This is a genomic window from Rhodospirillales bacterium, assembly GCA_016699855.1.
Taxonomy (GTDB): domain Bacteria; phylum Pseudomonadota; class Alphaproteobacteria; order Reyranellales; family Reyranellaceae.
In genome coordinates this window covers 2,303,908-2,320,022 of record CP064988.1, presented here as the reverse complement: position 1 = coordinate 2,320,022, position 16,115 = coordinate 2,303,908, and the positions used below count along the sequence as shown (strand labels likewise).

14 protein-coding genes and 3 pseudogenes are annotated in these 16,115 nt (G+C 71.8%); 5 read left to right on the top strand and 12 right to left on the bottom strand.

Annotated elements, in window-relative coordinates:
• Positions 1 to 50: 50 nt before the first annotated feature.
• The 4 genes from IPK81_10875 to IPK81_10860 all read right to left on the bottom strand — a co-directional run bounded on the left by IPK81_10875 (position 51) and on the right by IPK81_10860 (position 3,795).
• Positions 51 to 938 (bottom strand): class I SAM-dependent methyltransferase, encoded by an 888-nt coding sequence (locus IPK81_10875; protein QQS14608.1) that lies wholly within the window; start codon positions 936 to 938, stop codon positions 51 to 53.
• Between the two features lie 79 nt (positions 939 to 1,017).
• On the bottom strand, positions 1,018 to 1,833 hold the full coding sequence (locus IPK81_10870) for a hypothetical protein (protein QQS14607.1): 816 nt from the start codon (positions 1,831 to 1,833) through the stop codon (positions 1,018 to 1,020).
• A 274-nt stretch (positions 1,834 to 2,107) separates the two neighbouring features.
• Positions 2,108 to 2,503, bottom strand: a complete 396-nt coding sequence (locus IPK81_10865) for a hypothetical protein (GenBank protein QQS14606.1) — start codon at positions 2,501 to 2,503, stop codon at positions 2,108 to 2,110.
• Between the two features lie 230 nt (positions 2,504 to 2,733).
• Positions 2,734 to 3,795, bottom strand: a complete 1,062-nt coding sequence (locus IPK81_10860) for an acyltransferase (GenBank protein QQS14605.1) — start codon at positions 3,793 to 3,795, stop codon at positions 2,734 to 2,736.
• A 203-nt stretch (positions 3,796 to 3,998) separates the two neighbouring features.
• On the opposite strand from IPK81_10860, the gene IPK81_10855 reads away from it, so the two are divergent.
• The 4 genes and pseudogenes from IPK81_10855 to IPK81_10840 all read left to right on the top strand — a co-directional run bounded on the left by IPK81_10855 (position 3,999) and on the right by IPK81_10840 (position 7,886).
• Positions 3,999 to 5,231, top strand: coding sequence for a YcaQ family DNA glycosylase (locus IPK81_10855; GenBank protein QQS14604.1), 1,233 nt, complete (start codon positions 3,999 to 4,001; stop codon positions 5,229 to 5,231).
• 97 nt (positions 5,232 to 5,328) lie between these two features.
• A complete protein-coding gene (locus tag IPK81_10850) occupies positions 5,329 to 6,732 on the top strand; it encodes a cytochrome ubiquinol oxidase subunit I (protein ID QQS14603.1) in 1,404 nt (467 codons plus the stop codon).
• Positions 6,733 to 6,743: 11 nt separating this feature from the next.
• Positions 6,744 to 7,749 (top strand): annotated as a pseudogene (gene cydB / locus IPK81_10845) (cytochrome d ubiquinol oxidase subunit II).
• Positions 7,750 to 7,751: 2 nt separating this feature from the next.
• Positions 7,752 to 7,886, top strand: coding sequence for a DUF2474 family protein (locus IPK81_10840; protein QQS14602.1), 135 nt, complete (start codon positions 7,752 to 7,754; stop codon positions 7,884 to 7,886).
• Positions 7,887 to 7,899: 13 nt separating this feature from the next.
• On the opposite strand, the gene IPK81_10835 is transcribed toward IPK81_10840, so the two are convergent.
• The 5 genes and pseudogenes from IPK81_10835 to IPK81_10815 form a co-directional block, all read right to left on the bottom strand.
• Positions 7,900 to 8,361 carry a GNAT family N-acetyltransferase gene (locus IPK81_10835; GenBank protein QQS15055.1) on the bottom strand — a complete coding sequence of 154 codons (462 nt, stop codon included), beginning with the start codon at positions 8,359 to 8,361 and terminating at the stop codon, positions 7,900 to 7,902.
• Between the two features lie 77 nt (positions 8,362 to 8,438).
• A pseudogene (gene acs, locus IPK81_10830) lies at positions 8,439 to 10,375 on the bottom strand (acetate--CoA ligase).
• 226 nt (positions 10,376 to 10,601) lie between these two features.
• A complete protein-coding gene (locus IPK81_10825; GenBank protein ID QQS14601.1) occupies positions 10,602 to 11,138 on the bottom strand; it encodes a L,D-transpeptidase family protein in 537 nt (178 codons plus the stop codon).
• Positions 11,135 to 12,592, bottom strand: coding sequence for a M48 family metalloprotease (locus tag IPK81_10820; GenBank protein ID QQS14600.1), 1,458 nt, complete (start codon positions 12,590 to 12,592; stop codon positions 11,135 to 11,137). The genes IPK81_10825 and IPK81_10820 overlap by 4 nt, the downstream gene beginning before the upstream one ends.
• Positions 12,589 to 13,356, bottom strand: a complete 768-nt coding sequence (locus tag IPK81_10815) for a thermonuclease family protein (protein QQS14599.1) — start codon at positions 13,354 to 13,356, stop codon at positions 12,589 to 12,591. Before IPK81_10815 ends, IPK81_10820 begins: the two co-directional genes overlap by 4 nt.
• A 152-nt stretch (positions 13,357 to 13,508) precedes the next feature.
• Here IPK81_10815 and pip point away from each other — a divergent pair, with 152 nt between their 5' ends.
• Positions 13,509 to 14,519, top strand: coding sequence for a prolyl aminopeptidase (gene pip, locus IPK81_10810; protein ID QQS14598.1), 1,011 nt, complete (start codon positions 13,509 to 13,511; stop codon positions 14,517 to 14,519).
• 16 nt (positions 14,520 to 14,535) lie between these two features.
• Here the strand turns inward: pip and IPK81_10805 are convergent, their stop codons facing one another.
• The 3 genes and pseudogenes from IPK81_10805 to IPK81_10795 all read right to left on the bottom strand — a co-directional run bounded on the left by IPK81_10805 (position 14,536) and on the right by IPK81_10795 (position 16,044).
• Positions 14,536 to 14,796 carry a hypothetical protein gene (locus IPK81_10805; GenBank protein QQS14597.1) on the bottom strand — a complete coding sequence of 87 codons (261 nt, stop codon included), beginning with the start codon at positions 14,794 to 14,796 and terminating at the stop codon, positions 14,536 to 14,538.
• Positions 14,787 to 15,032, bottom strand: coding sequence for a hypothetical protein (locus IPK81_10800; protein ID QQS14596.1), 246 nt, complete (start codon positions 15,030 to 15,032; stop codon positions 14,787 to 14,789). The genes IPK81_10805 and IPK81_10800 overlap by 10 nt, the downstream gene beginning before the upstream one ends.
• A 146-nt stretch (positions 15,033 to 15,178) precedes the next feature.
• Positions 15,179 to 16,044 (bottom strand): annotated as a pseudogene (locus tag IPK81_10795) (LLM class flavin-dependent oxidoreductase).
• Positions 16,045 to 16,115: the final 71 nt, after the last annotated feature.

The following is a 16,115-nucleotide window of genomic DNA, read 5'->3' as shown; positions in this document are numbered from 1 at the left end:
GCGCAAGGGCCTCGCACGGCGCGCGACGGCGCGTCGCGCCGGCGGCGTCGTCACCCCGGATTGCGCGCCGTCACCAGCCAGCACGCCGCGGGCAGGGCCACGCCCGCTGGCGTCGCGTGCGGCGCCAACGCGGCGCGGATCGCGGCCGTGGCGCGCGCCCGCAGCTCGTCCGGCGCGTCCTTCAGCGCGCGCGACGCCGGGCCCATCTCCAGCGCTTGCGCGACGGCGTCGTCGAGCGACCCCGACGACAGATCGACCGCGCCGTCGACCGCATCGACCGCGATGTCGGCGAAGCCGGCGCCGTCGAGGACGCGGCGGATCCGCGCCGGGTCGGCGAACGAGAACGGGCCTGGTTCGTCGGGACCGGGGCGCGGGAGCGGCGGCAGCAGCGCGCCGGCGGCGGCGAACGGCACGAAGGCCCAGCCGTTCTCCTTGAACGCGCGCCAGCACAGGAACGTCAGGCGTCCGCCCGGCCGCAGCGCGTGGCGGATATGCGCGAAGGCCGCCGTGGAGTCGCCGAAGAACATCACGCCGAAGCGCGAGAACACGAGATCGAAGGCGCCGGCGTCGAACGCGCGCCTGGAGACGTCGCCGGCCTCGAACCGCGCGTTGGCGAGACCTTCGGCCGCGGCGCGGCGCCCCGCCTCGGCCATCATCGGCGCCGACAGATCGACGCCGAGCGCCGAACCCGACGGGCCGGCCGCGCGCGCCAGCGCCCGCGTCGTCGCGCCGAGCCCGCAGCCGATATCGAGGACCCTCTCGCCGGAGGCCACGGCGGCGGCGGCCAGCGCGCGGGCGCCGAGCGGGGCCAGCGCGGCTTCGTAACGCGCTTCGCCCTTGAGCCAGGTCGCGCCGCCATCGCCGCTCCAATAGGCCACCTGGTCGGCGTGCAGATCGGCGGCGGTCTTCAGCTGTGGTGTCGTGGGCGCTGACGTCATCGCGCTGGTCTCCGGTGCGGGTGTCTCCGCACCGTGCCGCGCCGCGGCCGCCGCGCGCAAGCCCGGCCGCGTGGCGCGCTCATTGCGCCTGTGGCTTCGCCTGCGGTTTGCGCGCCGGCCGCGTCGGCGCCTGCTCGGGCCGCAACCGGATGTCGACGACCTCGAGCTCGCCGTTGCACGGGTTCTGGCCGCCTTCCAGCCGCCAGAACGGATCCGTCCGGCGGCGATAGAAACGCAGGTCGCCGCTGGTTTTGCACGCCTGCCCGCCGTTGACGTTGGCGCGGCGGAAGACGATCTCACCGCGCATCACAACGGTTCCCTCGGTCACCGACAGCACGACGCCGTCGATCGCGATCGAATCGCCGGCGGTCTCGGCCGCGGCGCCCTCCTGTCGACCCGAGATCTTCCAGACACCGGCCTCGTCGACGATCTCGATCCGGCCGGAGCGGTTGCCTTTGATCCTGGTGAGACGCCGCCATGACAGCGGGTGCGATCCGGCCAGAAGCTTGCCCTCGTCCTCCCACAGGATCTCCGTCTTCGAGACGGCCGCCGGCGTCGGCGGCACCGCGGCGGCCGGCGTCGGCGATGGCGGCGTTGGAGACGGCAACGTGCCCGCTGTGGACGGCGGCGACGCGGCCGCCGGCGCCGCCGGCGTCGGCGATGTCGGCGTTGGAGACGGCAACGTGCCCGCTGTGGACGGCGGCGACGCGGCCGCCGGTGCTGCCGGCGTCGGCGTCACGGCCGCGACCGCGGGCGGCGGCGGTGTCGGCGCGGGACGCGACGTCCACAGCCAGATCCCGGGCACGGCGACGAAGATCACCGCCAGCGCGAGGACGAGCGCGCCACGGGTGCGGTGGACGGGTCGGCGTCCGAATATCCTCCGGAACGGGGTCATGGCGCATGCGGGTCCGAAAAAGCGGCCTAAACGTGGCGGAGGCGGGGACGCCGGGCATCCGCGGTCACATGGTCTTCCGTATGCCGGCCAAGGTATTAAAAATGTGCGGTAAACATTTGCCAGATAATGATCTCCGAGAGAAGCCCGCTCGGGGACAAGACGTCACGCGCCGACGCCGGACGCGACGCGGCCGCCGGGATCGCTCCCGGCGGCCGTTGGACGCTACACCACGATCCTCTGTCGCGTCCCGAACCCTGCCGGGACGCGGCTGCGACTACCGGCGCCACCAATCCTGAAGACGCGACGCGGGCTGCTCGCGCTGGGCCGCGCCGAGCCGGTCCCGCCAGTCGACACGGCCGTCGCCGTTGCGGTCGCGCCGGGCCTCGCCGGGCTGGTCGCGCCGGCTGTGGCCGGGCTGGTCGCGCCAGTCGACTCGGCCATCGTGGTTGCGGTCGCGCCAGCCCTCGTGCCGGCCGCGGTCCCAGCCGCCATGGCGCTGGTGGTCGCGGTCGCCGTGGTGGCGGTGGTCGCGCTCGCCGTGGCGCTGGTGGTCGCGGTCGCGGCGCTGCTCGTGGTGGCCTTGCGGACGCCCGTCGCGTGCCATGGCCTGGGCGGTGACGCCCAATCCGAGCACGGTGACGACGGCGGCGGCGATCAATCTGCGGGTCATGGCGTTCCTTGCTGGTTGGAACGTGAACAGCGGCACTACGGCTCCTGACGCCTCACGCAGGATGAGACGTGGGGTCCAATATGGTCCGGCGCGGGTCTTGAATAAGGTTTCACGGGGGCGGCCGGCGGCATCCGGATGGCGCCAGGACGGCCGGTGTCGGCGATCGTCGGGGCGTCCGATGCGCGGTACAGCCCCGCGTCGCCGGTGGCGACGGCGGTCGACCTGAGGGCCTAGTCGCCGATCGCGGCCGCGGCGCCGGGTCGGCGTTTTCCGGTCCACAGCGCGGCAAGCGCCCGCGCCGCCTCGTGGGACGGCCGCTCGACCGCCCGGTGGAACGCGTAGGCGACGACGAGCATCGCCGGGATCGCCGCGACGGTCGCGACGCCGGCCGGCGCGTCGAGGGCGCGGCCGGGCAGCAGGACCAACAGATGCGTGAGGTAGAGCGAGTAGCTCCATGTGCCGGCGCGCGCGCAATGGCGCCAGAAGGCGCCGTCGCCGCCCGCGTCGCGCGCGTCGACGAGTTCGCGCGACAGCCACAGGTAGGCGAGAAGCGCGTACACCGGCAGGGTCCACGTATGGCCGATCGCGGTCTTGAACCGCAGCGCGCTGCAGACGACGGCGGCGCCGATGACAGCGAGACGCAGCGCCCACAGCGTCGCGCGCGACCGCGCGGGGGCGACGCCCGCGTTCGGCGCATCGAGCCGGTCGGCGAGGAGGCAGCCCAACAGCCAGCAGGGCAGCCCGAGCGCCCATGTGGCGGGCATGCCCATGCCGTCGAAGAACGGCGTCGGTTGGCCGGCGACGAGGGTCGCGAAGGCCAGCGCGTAGGCCGCCAGGACGACGGGACCCCAGCCATGGCGGCGCGCGACGGCCAGCAGGACGGGGTACAGCGCGTAGAAGACCAGCTCGGCGTACAGCGTCCAGATGATCCCGTCGAACGCCGCCGGCGCGATGCCCAGCGCGCGGGCGGCGAACATGGCCGCGAGCATCGGCGGCACGAGCCGGAACGAACGGCGCAACAGATGCGCGACCGGGTCGAACGCGCCGCCGGCGCGCTGCGGAAAGTGGACGCAGAAGCCCGAGATCAGGAAGAAGACGATGACCGCCGCTTGGCCGTTGAACAGGTTCTTGTAGAGTCCAACGACGATGTGCAGCGCCACCGAATCACCGATCCACGCCGCCGGAACCTGCGGCGCGGCGCCATGGCCGAGCGCGACCCACAGCGCGGCGAGGAAGCGGAGGGCGTCGAGGCGGTCGAACCGGAACGTCGCCGACGAGCCGGTGCCGGCCACGGGAGCGACGGCGCGGTGCCCGGCCGGCGCAGGCGGCGTTCGCCACCCCGCGCGATCCCGGATGATGGTGGCTATCGACGGCGTCTTCATCCCGGGAAGAGTAACGTGGAACAACATCTTAATTCAAGTTAAGAATGCATATTAGTTATATGAAATATAAAGATAAAATAGAAATCATTACTGCATCTACGCCAGTGTCGGTGATGACATCGCGGGCGCCGGAACGACTGTCGGCCGCCGCCGCGCGGCGAATCGCCTTGGCGGCGCAGGGATTTGCCGCGCCGCGACCCGACGTCGTGATCGGTGCCGGCCACCTGCGCCGGATGATCGAGCGGCTGGGCCTGCTGCAGATCGACTCCGTCAACGTGCTGACCCGCGCCCACTACCTGCCGCTGTTCTCGCGGCTGGGCCGCTACGATCCGGCGCTGCTCGACCGCATGGCCTATGACGGGCACCGGCGGAAGCTGTTCGAGTTCTGGGGCCACGAGGCGTCGCTGTTGCCGGGCACGACGCAGCCTTTGATGCGTTGGCGCATGGCGCGCGCGGCGGCGGCCGACGGCAGCGACGGCAAGGCGCAGCTCACGGCGTTCCGCCGCGAGCGCGGCGCCTTCATCGACTCGGTGCGCGCGCAGATCGCCGACCGCGGCCCGCTGGCGGCGTCCGAGCTGACCGATGGCGGCCGCGGTGGTGGCGCCTGGTGGGGCTGGAGCGACGGCAAGCGGGCGCTGGAGTGGTTGTTCTTCGCCGGCGAGATCACGACGGCGACGCGGCGCGGCGCCTTCGAGCGCGTCTACGATCTCACCGAGCGGGCGCTGCCGCCGTCGGTGCTGGCGATGCCGACGCCGTCGGTCGAGGACGCGCAGCGCCAGCTGCTGCGCCTGTCGGCGGCCGCGCTCGGGGTCGCGACGGAGACCGACCTGCGCGACTATTTCCGTCTCGGGGTCGCGGACACGCGCGCCCGGCTGCGCGAACTGGTCGAGGCGGGCGAGCTGCTGCCGGCGTGTGTGGAGGGGTGGAGCCATCCCGCCTACCTCCATCCGGCGGCGCGCCGGCCGCGCCGGGTCGACGCGCGCGCCTTGCTGGTGCCGTTCGACCCCCTGATCTGGGAGCGCGACCGGACGGAGCGGATCTTCGGCTTCCGCTATCGGATCGAGATCTACACGCCGGCGCCGAAGCGGCAGTACGGCTATTACGTGCTGCCGTTCCTGCTCGGCGACCGGCTGGTGGCGCGCGTCGATCTCAAGGCCGACCGCGCGGCGTCCCGGCTGCTCGTGCGGGCGGCGCATCTCGAGGACGGCGTCGCGGCCGGCGAGGTCGCGGGACCGCTGCGTGACGAGCTGGACCTCATGGCGGCGTGGCTCGGCCTCGGTGGCGTATCCGTGTCGCGCGCCGGGCCGCTAGGCCGGGCGCTGGCCGCCCGCCTCTCGTCGCGATAGGCGGGGCGCCGCGACCCGCGGCATCTTCGACCGAACCGCTTGCGCGCCGGCGGAATCGGGCCAATCTCGGATGCGTCGCATTCGCGGGAGATCGGCGGTGGACGCTTTCGATGCGGTGACCCTGGCGCGCATCCAGTTCGCCTTCACCATCAGCGCGCACATCATCTTCCCGGCCTTCACGATCGGGCTGGCCAGCTATCTCGCGACCCTGAACGGGCTGGCGCTGTGGACCGGCCGGCCGGTGTTCCTCGACCTGTTCAACTACTGGAAGAAGATATTCGCCGTCGCCTTCGGCATGGGCGTCGTGTCGGGCATCGTCATGAGCTACCAGATCGGCACCAACTGGAGCGTCTGGGCCGACAAGGTCGGCCCGGTGCTGGGTCCGCTGATGGGCTACGAGGTGCTGTCGGCGTTCTTCCTCGAGGCCGGCTTCCTCGGCGTCATGCTGTTCGGCCGCGAACGCGTCGGTCCGCGCCTGCATTTCCTCGCCACCGCGATGGTGGCACTCGGCACCTTCATGTCGGCGTTCTGGATCCTGTCGGTCAACAGCTGGATGCAGACGCCGGCGGGCTACGCGATCAACGAGGCCGGGCAGTTCGTGCCGGTGGACTGGTGGGCGGTGATCTTCAATCCATCCTTCCCGTACCGGCTCGTCCACATGGTGCTGGCGGCGTACCTGACGACCGCGTTCGTGGTCGGTGGCGTCGCCGCGTGGCACCTGCTGCGCGACCGCGCCAACCCCGGCGCGCGCGTCATGTTCTCGATGGCGATGTGGATGGCGGCCGTGGTGGCGCCGATCCAGGTCGTCGCCGGCGATTTCCACGGCTTGAACACGCTCGAGCACCAGCCGGCCAAGGTCGCGGCGATGGAGGGTCATTTCGAGCCCCGCGTCGGCGCGCCGCTGATCCTGTTCGGCCTGCCGAACGCGCGCACGGAGCGCGTCGACTACGCCGTCGAGATCCCGTGGCTCGGCAGCCTAATCCTGACGCACAGCCTCGACGGCACGGTCCGCGGTCTGAAGGAATGGCCGGTCGATCAGCGGCCGCCGGTGGCGATCGTGTTCTGGAGCTTCCGGATCATGGTCGGGATCGGCGTAGCCATGGTCACCATCGGCATGTGGAGCGTGCTGCTGCGCTGGCGTGGCCGCCTGTACGACGCGCCGTGGACCCATCGCGCCGCGGTGCTGATGGGCCCGTCCGGCTTCGCCGCCGTGCTGGCGGGCTGGGTCACGACCGAGGTCGGACGCCAGCCCTACACGGTCTACTGCTTGCTCACGACGGCGCAATCGGCGTCGGCCGTCGACGCCGCCGCGGTCGGCGCCTCGCTGGTCGCGTTCGTCGTCGTGTACTTCCTGCTGTTCGGCGCCGGCACGTTCTACATCCTGCGCCTGATGGGTGCGCCGCCGCGGCACGGCGAGCCGGACCTGCCGCCGGACGAACCGGTCAAGGCGGCGGGGATCACGCCGGCGCCGGCGCAGGAACTGGCGTCGTCGGCGCGGTGAGGGAGGGAACGATGGCGTTCGATCTTCCGACGGTGTGGGCCGGCCTGATCGCTTTCGCGGTGCTGGCCTACGTCGTGCTCGACGGCTTCGACCTCGGGGTCGGCATCCTGTTTCCGTTCGCGCGCTCCGAGGCCGAACGCGACGAGATGATGAACTCCGTCGCGCCGGTGTGGGACGGCAACGAGACCTGGCTGGTGCTGGGCGGCGGCGGCTTGTTCGCCGTCTTTCCGCTGGCCTTCGCCGTGGTCATGCCGGCGCTCTACGCGCCGATCACCGTGATGCTGCTCGGGCTGATCTTCCGCGGCGTGGCGTTCGAGTTCCGCTGGAAGACGCGGCGCGGGCAGTTCCTGTGGGATTGGGCCTTCGCCGGCGGCTCGATCGCCAGCGGCGTTCGCGCAGGGCGTCGCGCTTGGCGCGCTGGTGCAGGGAATCCCCGTCGCCGGTCGCGCCTACGCCGGCGGATGGTGGGACTGGGCGACGGGATTCAGCCTGCTGACCGGCGCTGCGCTGGTGGTCGGCTACGCGCTGCTCGGCGCCACCTGGCTGGTGCTGAAGGCGGAGGGCGCGGTGCAGCGCGCGGCCTACCGGCAGGCGACGCTGTGCGGCGCCGCGACGCTGGCGCTGATCGCGGTCGTCAGCCTGTGGACGCCGTTTCTGAACCCCGTCTACACGGCGCGTTGGCTGGCGTGGCCGCAGATCCTCTACACCGCGCCGGTGCCGTTGCTGGTCGCGGCCGCCGGCTTCGCGCTGCTGGCGGGGCTCAAGGCGCGCCGCGAGCTGATGCCGTTCCTCGCCGCGCAGAGCCTGTTCGTGCTGTGCTTCGTCGGGCTGGGGATCGGCTTCCACCCCTACATCGTGCCGCACGCCGTCACCATCCATCAGGCGGCGGCGCCGGAGAGCAGCCTGTGGTTCCTGCTGGTCGGCACGGTGGTGCTGGTGCCGATGATCCTCGCCTACACCGCGTATTCCTACTGGGTGTTCCGCGGCAAGGTGAACGCGCACGGCGGATACCACTGACGATGCGCGACGAGGCCCCCGCCGCTCCGCGGCCATCGACGGCGCGCCGCCTCGCGTGGTTCGCCGGATTGTGGGTCGCCGGCGTCGCGACGCTGGCGCTGATCGCGGCGCTCATCCGCCTCGCGCTACGGCTTTGAGGCATCCGTTCCGTCAGCGGATATCGGCGACCATGTAGCGCGCGTCGGCTCCATAGGGCGCGAGCGCCGGCGCCAGAGCCGCGTCGTCGACCGCCCGAAAGCCGTACCGGCTCCACACCGGGCGCGTATCGTAGACCGACACCAGCGCCAACGCGCGGATGTCGAGGCCGCGCGCGATGTCGCGCATCCGTTCGACGAACGCGGCCGAGGCGCGGTGGCCGCGCGCGGCGGGCAGGATCGCGACGTCGTGGATGAACACGCAGTCCGGCGTGGGCGGAAGGGCGCCGAGGACATGGTCGAGCTTCGGCACGTCGCGCAGCGTCCACGGATGGGCGATGCCATAGCCGACGACGGCGCCGCCCAGGAGGGAGGGGGGGCGGGCCGGCGGGGGGCCCGCCGCTTCTCGGCGGCCCCCCGCGGGTTTCCGGAAGGCCGGGGTGAAGTAGGTCCGAGATCGCGTCGATCGCGGGCAGATCGGCGTCGGCGATCCGCCGCCAGCGCGGCGCGCCGTCCGCCACGCCGGCGCCGTCCGTCACCGGCGCGTCCCGCGCGCTACCGACGGTTCATTCGGTTGTTGATCAGGTCGTCGACAACGGCGGGATCGGCCAGGGTCGAGGTGTCGCCGAGGCTGCCGAACTCGTCCTCGGCGATCTTGCGCAGGATGCGGCGCATGATCTTGCCGGAGCGCGTCTTGGGCAGCCCGGGCGCCCATTGGATCAGGTCGGGCGAGGCGATCGGGCCGATCTCCTTGCGCACGTGCGCCACCAGCTCCTTGCGCAGGGCCTCGGTCGGCTCGACGCCGAGCTTCAGCGTGACGTAGGCGTAGATGCCCTGGCCCTTGATGTCGTGCGGGTAGCCGACGACGGCGGCCTCGGCGACCTTGGGTGCGCCACCAGCGCGCTCTCGACCTCGGCCGTGCCCATGCGGTGGCCCGAGACGTTGATGACGTCGTCGACGCGGCCGGTGATCCAGTAGTAGCCGTCCTCGTCGCGGCGGCAGCCGTCACCGGTGAAGTAGCTGCCTTTGTAGGCCGAGAAATACGTCTCCACGAAGCGCTTGTGGTCGCCGTAGACCGTGCGCATCTGGCCCGGCCAGCTGTCGGTCAGGATCAGGTTGCCCTCGCAGGCGCCGTCCAGCGCGACGCCGTTGGCGTCGACCACGGCCGGCTTGATGCCGAAGAATGGCAGCGTCGCCGAGCCGGGCTTGAGCGGCGTCGCGCCGGGCAGCGGCGTGATCAGGATGCCGCCGGTCTCGGTCTGCCACCACGTGTCGACGATCGGGCAGCGGCCGTCGCCGACGACGCGGTGGTACCACAGCCACGCCTCGGGATTGATCGGCTCGCCGACCGAGCCGAGCAGGCGGAGCGACTTGCGCGAGGTCTTCTTCACCGGCGCCTCGCCCTCGCGCATCAGCGCGCGGATCGCGGTGGGCGCGGTGTAGAAGATGTTGACCTTGTGCTTGTCGACGACCTGCCAGAAGCGGCTGGAGTCGGGATAGTTCGGCACGCCCTCGAACATCAGCGTCGTGGCGCCGTTGGCGAGCGGGCCGTAGACGATGTAGCTGTGGCCGGTGACCCAGCCGACGTCGGCCGTGCACCAGTAGATGTCGCCGTCGTGGTAGTCGAAGACGTACTGGTGCGTCATCGAGGCGTAGACCAGATAGCCGCCGGTGGTGTGCACGACGCCCTTGGGCTTGCCGGTCGAGCCGGAGGTGTAGAGGATGAACAGCGGATCCTCGGCGTTCATCGGCTCCGGCGGGCAGTCCGCCGAGACCTTGGCGCACTCCTCATGGTACCAGACGTCGCGACCCGGGCTCATCGTGACGGCGCCGCCGGTGCGCTTCACGACGACCACCGTCTTGACGCCGGGGCAGGTGGCGAGCGCGGCGTCGACGTTGGCCTTCAGGGGCACCTTTTTGCCGCCGCGCAGGCCCTCGTCGGCGGTGATGACGAAGTTCGAGTCGCAGTCCTGTATGCGGTTGACCAGCGAGTCCGGCGAGAAGCCGCCGAACACCACGGAATGGATCGCGCCGACGCGGGCGCAGGCGAGCATCGCGTAGGCCGCCTCCGGGATCATCGGCATGTAGATGGTGACGCGGTCGCCCTTCTTGACGCCACGCGCCTTCATGACGTTCGCCAGCCGGCAGACGTGCCCGTGCATCTCCTTGTAGGTGATCAGCTTGTGCTCGGACGGATCGTCGCCCTCCCAGATGATCGCCACCTGGTTGGCGCGCTTGGGCAGGTGGCGGTCGACGCAGTTGGCCGACACGTTCAGGACGCCGTCGTGGTACCAGCGGATGCGCACGTCGCCGGTGTAGTCGACGTCCTTCACCTGCGTGTATGGCTTGATCCAGTCGATCCGCTTGCCGTGTTCGCCCCAGAACCGGACCGGGTTCGCCACCGACGCGGCGTACATCTCGCGGTACTTCGCCTCGTCGACGATGGCGTTGGCGGCGAACTCCGGCGGCACGGGCAGCAACTGATCGGACATGGCGCTGGCTTCCTTCCCTCGCGGCCGGGCGTTCGCCGCCGGCCGGACTTGCTCGTTCCCGGTTTTCTAGCGGGAGGTCCGCCGGTCTGCCAAGCGGCGCGGCGTCGCGGGGAACCGGCGGGGACAGCCGGGCGTCAGGCCGCGGCGTGGTCGCATGCCGCCGGATCGAGGGCGACACCGCCCGGACGGGGCCACGCCGGGACAACGGGCCGCGTCGGCGTGGTGGTCACGGCGTCTCGATCCGCAGCGCGATTCCGGCGTCGCAGCTCCGCAACGCCACCCGGAGATCCTCGATCCGCAGCGCGACGCAACCCTCGGTCGGGGCGTATCCGGGGCGGGCGACGTGCATGAAGATCGCGCTGCCGAGGCCGGCGCGCGGCGGATCGTCGTTGTGGCCGATCTCTACCAGCACGTCGTAGAGGCCGTCGTCACGCCAGAGGCGCTCGTGCCGGGCGGGGTGCGGCAGGATGACAGGGCGGTTGTAGTCGGGCGAGGCGGGATCGTCGCACCAGCCATCCGCCTCGGCGATGGCGCGGACCGGCAACGACGTCTCCGGCGTCGCCACCCGGTCGGCGCGGTACCAGACGCGCCGTAGCGGCCACAGCCCGGCCGGCGTGGCGCCATCGCCCTCGCGCTTGTCGACCCGCACGCCGCCGCGTCCGAACGCGCAGCGCCAGCGGAAACCGCCGAACGCGAGCGTCCCCGTGGTCGCGCCCGGCCCGTCGACCGTCGCGACCAGCGGCGTCGGCGCGCCGGCGGTCATTCCGCGACGACGACGCGCACGCGGCGGCCGGCGGCGACGTTCTCGCCGCCGTCGAGGCCGTTGATCAGTTCGAAGCGTTCGCGGCGCACGCCGTCGTCGAACGGCGTCCGCGCCGCGAGCGAGCGCGTCGACTCTCCCGGCGCCACGTCGACGACGCGCAGGCGCAACGGCCGCGCCATCGCGGCGTCGCTCGCCGACAGGCGCCGGAAGGTCTGGGCCGCCTGCAAGAGCTCCGCCCCGCCGGAGCCGGTCCACACCATCCGGAAGGTGCAGATCGAGCCGTCGTAGCGGATCGCCACGACGCGCATCTCGCTATCCCCGGCGCCGGCGGCGCGCCCGGCGACGGCGGTGGCCGCCTCCATGCCGTTGACGCGCAGCTCGCGCGCGTCGACCAGGTTGATGTTCGGATAGAGGCGTCGCATCGCGTCCGTCGTCGCGCCTTCCGGCGCGCGCGCGACGCAGGTGAACACCATGCCGGAGCCGGTCGGACCGACCGCCAGCACCGCGCGCGGGCCGTTGAGCAGGCGGTAGCCGGCCGGCGCGTCGAACGCGAAGCCGAGCTGCGGATGCACGAACCGCCGGCCGCGCGCGAACCCCTCGCGCGGCGAATCGCCGAACAGCAGCCCGTCGGTCGCCGCGAGATAGGCCTCGGCCTCGCGCCTGCCGCCGGCGGCGCCGCCGATCTCGCGCCGCGCCGCCTCGACGCGGTCGACCGTGCGGGGGTGCGAGTCGAGCTGGGCGCCGCGGCCCGGGTCGGCCGCCGTCCGCCCGGCCTCGCGCGCGGCGAAGCCCTCGTAGGCGAGGATCCGCCGCAGCGCCGACGCGGCGGCGTCGGGGTCGTAGCCGGCCTTGGCGATCAGGCGGATGGCGATGCGGTCGGCCTCGAACTCGTGCTCGCGCGAATAGGCCTGCAGCCGCGTCAGCTCCATCATCGCCATGGCGCTGGCGAGCTGCGGGTCGCGCGTGTTGCGCGCCACCTGCACGACCGACGACAGCGCCTGCGCGCGCTGGGCGGCGCGCTGGGCGCGGTGGCCGGCCACGACATGGGCCATCTCGTGGCCGACGACCGACGCCAGCTCGGCCTCGTCCTGGAGAACCGCCAGCAGGCCGCGCGCCACGAACACCTCGCGCGTGCCGATGGTGAAGGCGTTGGGCGCCGGCGAATCGACCATCGTGAAGCGCCACTCGCCGAGGTCGTTCGCGGCCGCGATCCGGCGGCCGACCGCCTCGAGATAGGCCGGGGCCGGACCTTCCACGTAGAGGCCGCCATAGCCGCGCAGGGCCACGTCGCGGAGCTCGGGCGGGCGCGACGCGGCGGTCGAGACGTCGGCGCCCGAGACCGCCGGGCCGCCGGCGTTCCCGCCGGGCGTGCAGGCGGCGGCCGCGAACACGAATGCGAGGGCCATCGCGCGCAGGCACGGAATCCAGCGTCGGATGGCGGACGTGACGGTCATCGCTCGGCGATCTCCAACTGATCGGCGGTGGTCAAGTCGATCGCCGCCACGCCGTCGCGCGCCCGCAGCCAGCCGCGGACCCGCACGGCGCGGCCAGCCAGCGCCGCCGGATCGATTCCGCGCGCCGTCAACATTCTGCGGACGCGCGCCTCGATCGTCACGTTGAAATCGTCGCCGAACGCCAGCCGCGCGCGTCCGCGCCCGCCGTCGACGCCGCTCACGCGGCCTTCGACCACGACGAAACTGTCGAGCTGGCGCGCCAGCTCCCCCGGCCGGCGCAGGGCGTAGCGTGGATCGCCCCAGAGCCCGCGCGCGTCGGCGCGCGCCGCCGCCTCGGCCCGCAGCAGGCGCGGGATCTCGGCGGCGGCGGCGGCGACGGGGTAGACCCGCAAGTGCCCGGCGCCCAGCAGCGCCTCGTCGAGCGGCGCGCAATCCTCGGTCCGCGCGATCGCGAAGCGCCGCCCGTGCCGATCGACGGAATCGCCGGTCGCACGCAGCCAGACCCGGCGTCCCGTGACCAGGGCGTCGAGCGCGGCGCGGGCGGCGTCGGCGGGCGACGCGGTGGCGCGGCGCCCGCCCCGGTCGTCGTCGGCGGACGGACCGGGCGGCGTCCCTTCCGCACGTGGCGGTGGACGCGCGCCGTCGCCGCGCTTCGGCGCGACGACGCCGGCCAGCCGCCATTCCTGGCCGTCCTCTCCCGCATCGTGTCGCCGTCGATGGTCGCGGCGACCGCGATCCTGACGAATCCGTCCCCGGGTTCGCACGCGCGCGCCGCCGCGCACGGCGCGCACAGCAGCGTCGCGAGCGCGGCCCACGCGGCGGATTTGACGCTCGCCCGTCGATGCATACAATCCAGATTACGGATCGCGCGCGGAAGCGCCAGCGCGACGCCGGGTTGCGGAAAGTCGCGGAGCGCATGCCGAGGTCGGAGAATCCGTTACGGTCGGAGCTGTTCCCCGACCTCGTCCCCTATGCCAGCGGCATGCTCGCGGTCGATGATCGGCATACCCTCTACTGGGAACAAAGCGGCAACCCGGACGGCATCCCCGTCGTGTTCCTGCATGGCGGGCCCGGCGCGGGTTCGGCGCCGGTGCATCGTCGTTTCTTCGACCCGACATTCTATCGCGTCGTGATCTTCGACCAGCGCGGCGCCGGCCGTTCGGTGCCGCTGGCCGACGTCGTCGACAACACCACGCGCCACCTGGTCGAGGACATCGAGAAGCTGCGCCAGCATCTCGGCATCCGCCAATGGCTGATCTTCGGCGGATCGTGGGGCTCCACCCTGGGGCTCGCCTACGGGCTGCGCTATCCCGACCGTTGCCTCGGCTTCATCCTGCGCGGCGTGTTCCTCGGGCGCGAGAGCGAGGTGCACTGGTTCCTGCAGGGCATGCGGACGGTGTTTCCCGAGGCGTGGCGCGAATTCGTCGAGCATCTGCCGCCGGCCGAGCGCGGCGACGTGCTGGGCGGCTACTACCGCCGGCTGACCGATCCCGACCCCGGCCGGCATCGTCCGGCGGCGCGGGCTTGGAGCCGCTACGAGGCGGCGTGCTCCACCCTCTATCCCGGCCACAAGGGCGGGCTGGACGCCGACGGCGGCGGCTTCGCGCTGGCGCTGGCGCGGATCGAGGCCCACTACTTCGTGAACCGCACCTTCCTGCCCGACGGCTGGCCGTGGAAGGAGCTGGACCGCGTCCGCCATCTTCCCTGCACCATCGTGCAGGGACGCTACGACATCGTCTGCCCGCCGGTGACCGCCGACGAGCTGGTGCGGGCCTGGCCGGAGGCGACCTACGTCGTGGTGCCCGACGCCGGGCACTCGGCGCTCGAGCCGGGCGTGCGCGCGGCGCTGGTCAACGCGACCGAGACGTACCGCCTGTCGCGCTACAGCCAGGATCTGTTCGCGCCGCGCTTCCCCTGGCAGGAATAGCCGGCGCCGCGGCGGCTCAACGGCAGGCGCACTTGCCGCCGACGCCGCCGAAATTCTTCTTGGCGAAGCTCTCGGCGTCCATGCGGTAGTTGAACTGGCCCATCTGGCAGATGCCGCTGCCGCGGGCGGAGCGCATCTGCGGGCCGTCGCGCGTGTCGACCTCGATCTTGTTGTTGGCGCAGTAGACGTAGTAGTGCGTCGTCGACTGCGACGACGCCGGCGCCGCCCAGGCCGCGGCGGCGACGACGGCGACGACCGCCGCGCGCCTCAACGGCACGAGCATTTCGCGCCGGCGCCGCCGAAGTTCTTCTGCGCGAAGCTCTGGGCGTCGGAGAGGTAGCTGAAGGAACCGAGCTGGCAGGTGTCGGAACCGCGCGCGATCTTCATCTGCTCGAGGTTGCGCGATTCGACCTCGATCTTGTTGTTGGCGCAATGGACGAAATAGCTCGAGGCGTGGGCCGCCGGCGCGAAGGCGGCGAGGGCGATCGCGGCGGCTACGGCTGTGCGCTTCATGTCTGGTCTCCTTGCACGTTCTGGAAGGGCCTTCAGTCGTCGCCGGCGGCGACCTTGCCGGCGGCGCCTTCCTTCTCCGCCATCTTAGCCTTGAGCTGCTCCGGCGTCAGCCGGACGATGTGCTCGTTCTGGTGCGAGAAGATGTCGTAGCGCTGCGTGTCGAGATCCTCGAGGAGCGTGGTGCCGTCGAGCACGCCGCGCTTCCACTCCTGGTGCGCCGGCTCGGCGGCGTGGAACTCCGGCATCACCTCCCTGGCGAACAGCTCCAGCGACTCGCAGATGTCCTTGTGGCTTGTCTTGCCCGCCTGGTTGAGCAGGATCACCTGGTCGACATGGCTGGCCTGGAACTGGCGCAGCTTGCGACGGATGGTCTCCGGCGAGCCGATCAGGCCCGCCTCGAGCGCCTTCTGCTCTTCGGGTCCGCCCTTCCAGTTCTGGTACTCCTTCCAGAGGTCGCTCGTGCCCGGCGCGTCGACGCCTTTGCGGCCGTAGTAGCTGAGCGCGAAGATGAAGAACGTCCACCCGGCCGCCTTCTCCAGCGCCTCCGCGTCGGTCTCGGCGCACATGAAGCCGGAGACCATCGCGATGTTGGGGTTGGCGACGTAGTCGGTCAGCTTCCGTTGGTTGCGCGTCAGGTTGTTGTAGTACTTGTGCACCCACGCCCGGGCCGCCTCGGGCGAGACGAAGGTGAAGCCCAGCGCGCCCATGCCCCATTCGCCGGCCTTGCCGATGGTCTGGATGTTGGAGCACGCCACCCACAGCGGCGGATGCGGCTTCTGGTAGGGCTTGGGAATGACGTTGCGCGCCGGGGGCTGGCGGCGCCGAGGAACACCTCCGGCGCGGAGGAGTGCGAATATTCCTCGAGGAAGTGGTGCTCGACCTCCCACGCGTAGTCGTAGCCCAGCCGGTCGGCCAGCTCGATCTGGGTCAGCGAGTCCTGCAGCAGCTGGTACTCGCTCTTCTCGGCCCACGGCCGGGGCAGCTGGTGCTCGTAGAATATGCCGAACTTCATGGCGTTCCTCCATCCGGCGGATTGGACGGGGCGGTGCGGGCGCTGTCAACGCGCCGCGCCGCGGCCCTGCC

What these genes read in the sequence shown, in the direction of transcription:
- IPK81_10875 (QQS14608.1), bottom strand. Translation starts at nt 938, where the DNA reads ATGACGTCAGCGCCCACGACACCACAGCTGAAGACCGCCGCCGATCTG.
- IPK81_10870 (QQS14607.1), bottom strand. Translation starts at nt 1,833, where the DNA reads ATGACCCCGTTCCGGAGGATATTCGGACGCCGACCCGTCCACCGCACC.
- IPK81_10865 (QQS14606.1), bottom strand. Translation starts at nt 2,503, where the DNA reads ATGACCCGCAGATTGATCGCCGCCGCCGTCGTCACCGTGCTCGGATTG.
- IPK81_10855 (QQS14604.1), top strand. Translation starts at nt 3,999, where the DNA reads ATGACATCGCGGGCGCCGGAACGACTGTCGGCCGCCGCCGCGCGGCGA.
- IPK81_10840 (QQS14602.1), top strand. Translation starts at nt 7,752, where the DNA reads ATGCGCGACGAGGCCCCCGCCGCTCCGCGGCCATCGACGGCGCGCCGC.
- IPK81_10825 (QQS14601.1), bottom strand. Translation starts at nt 11,138, where the DNA reads ATGACCGCCGGCGCGCCGACGCCGCTGGTCGCGACGGTCGACGGGCCG.
- IPK81_10820 (QQS14600.1), bottom strand. Translation starts at nt 12,592, where the DNA reads ATGACCGTCACGTCCGCCATCCGACGCTGGATTCCGTGCCTGCGCGCG.
- pip (QQS14598.1), top strand. Translation starts at nt 13,509, where the DNA reads ATGCCGAGGTCGGAGAATCCGTTACGGTCGGAGCTGTTCCCCGACCTC.
- IPK81_10800 (QQS14596.1), bottom strand. Translation starts at nt 15,032, where the DNA reads ATGAAGCGCACAGCCGTAGCCGCCGCGATCGCCCTCGCCGCCTTCGCG.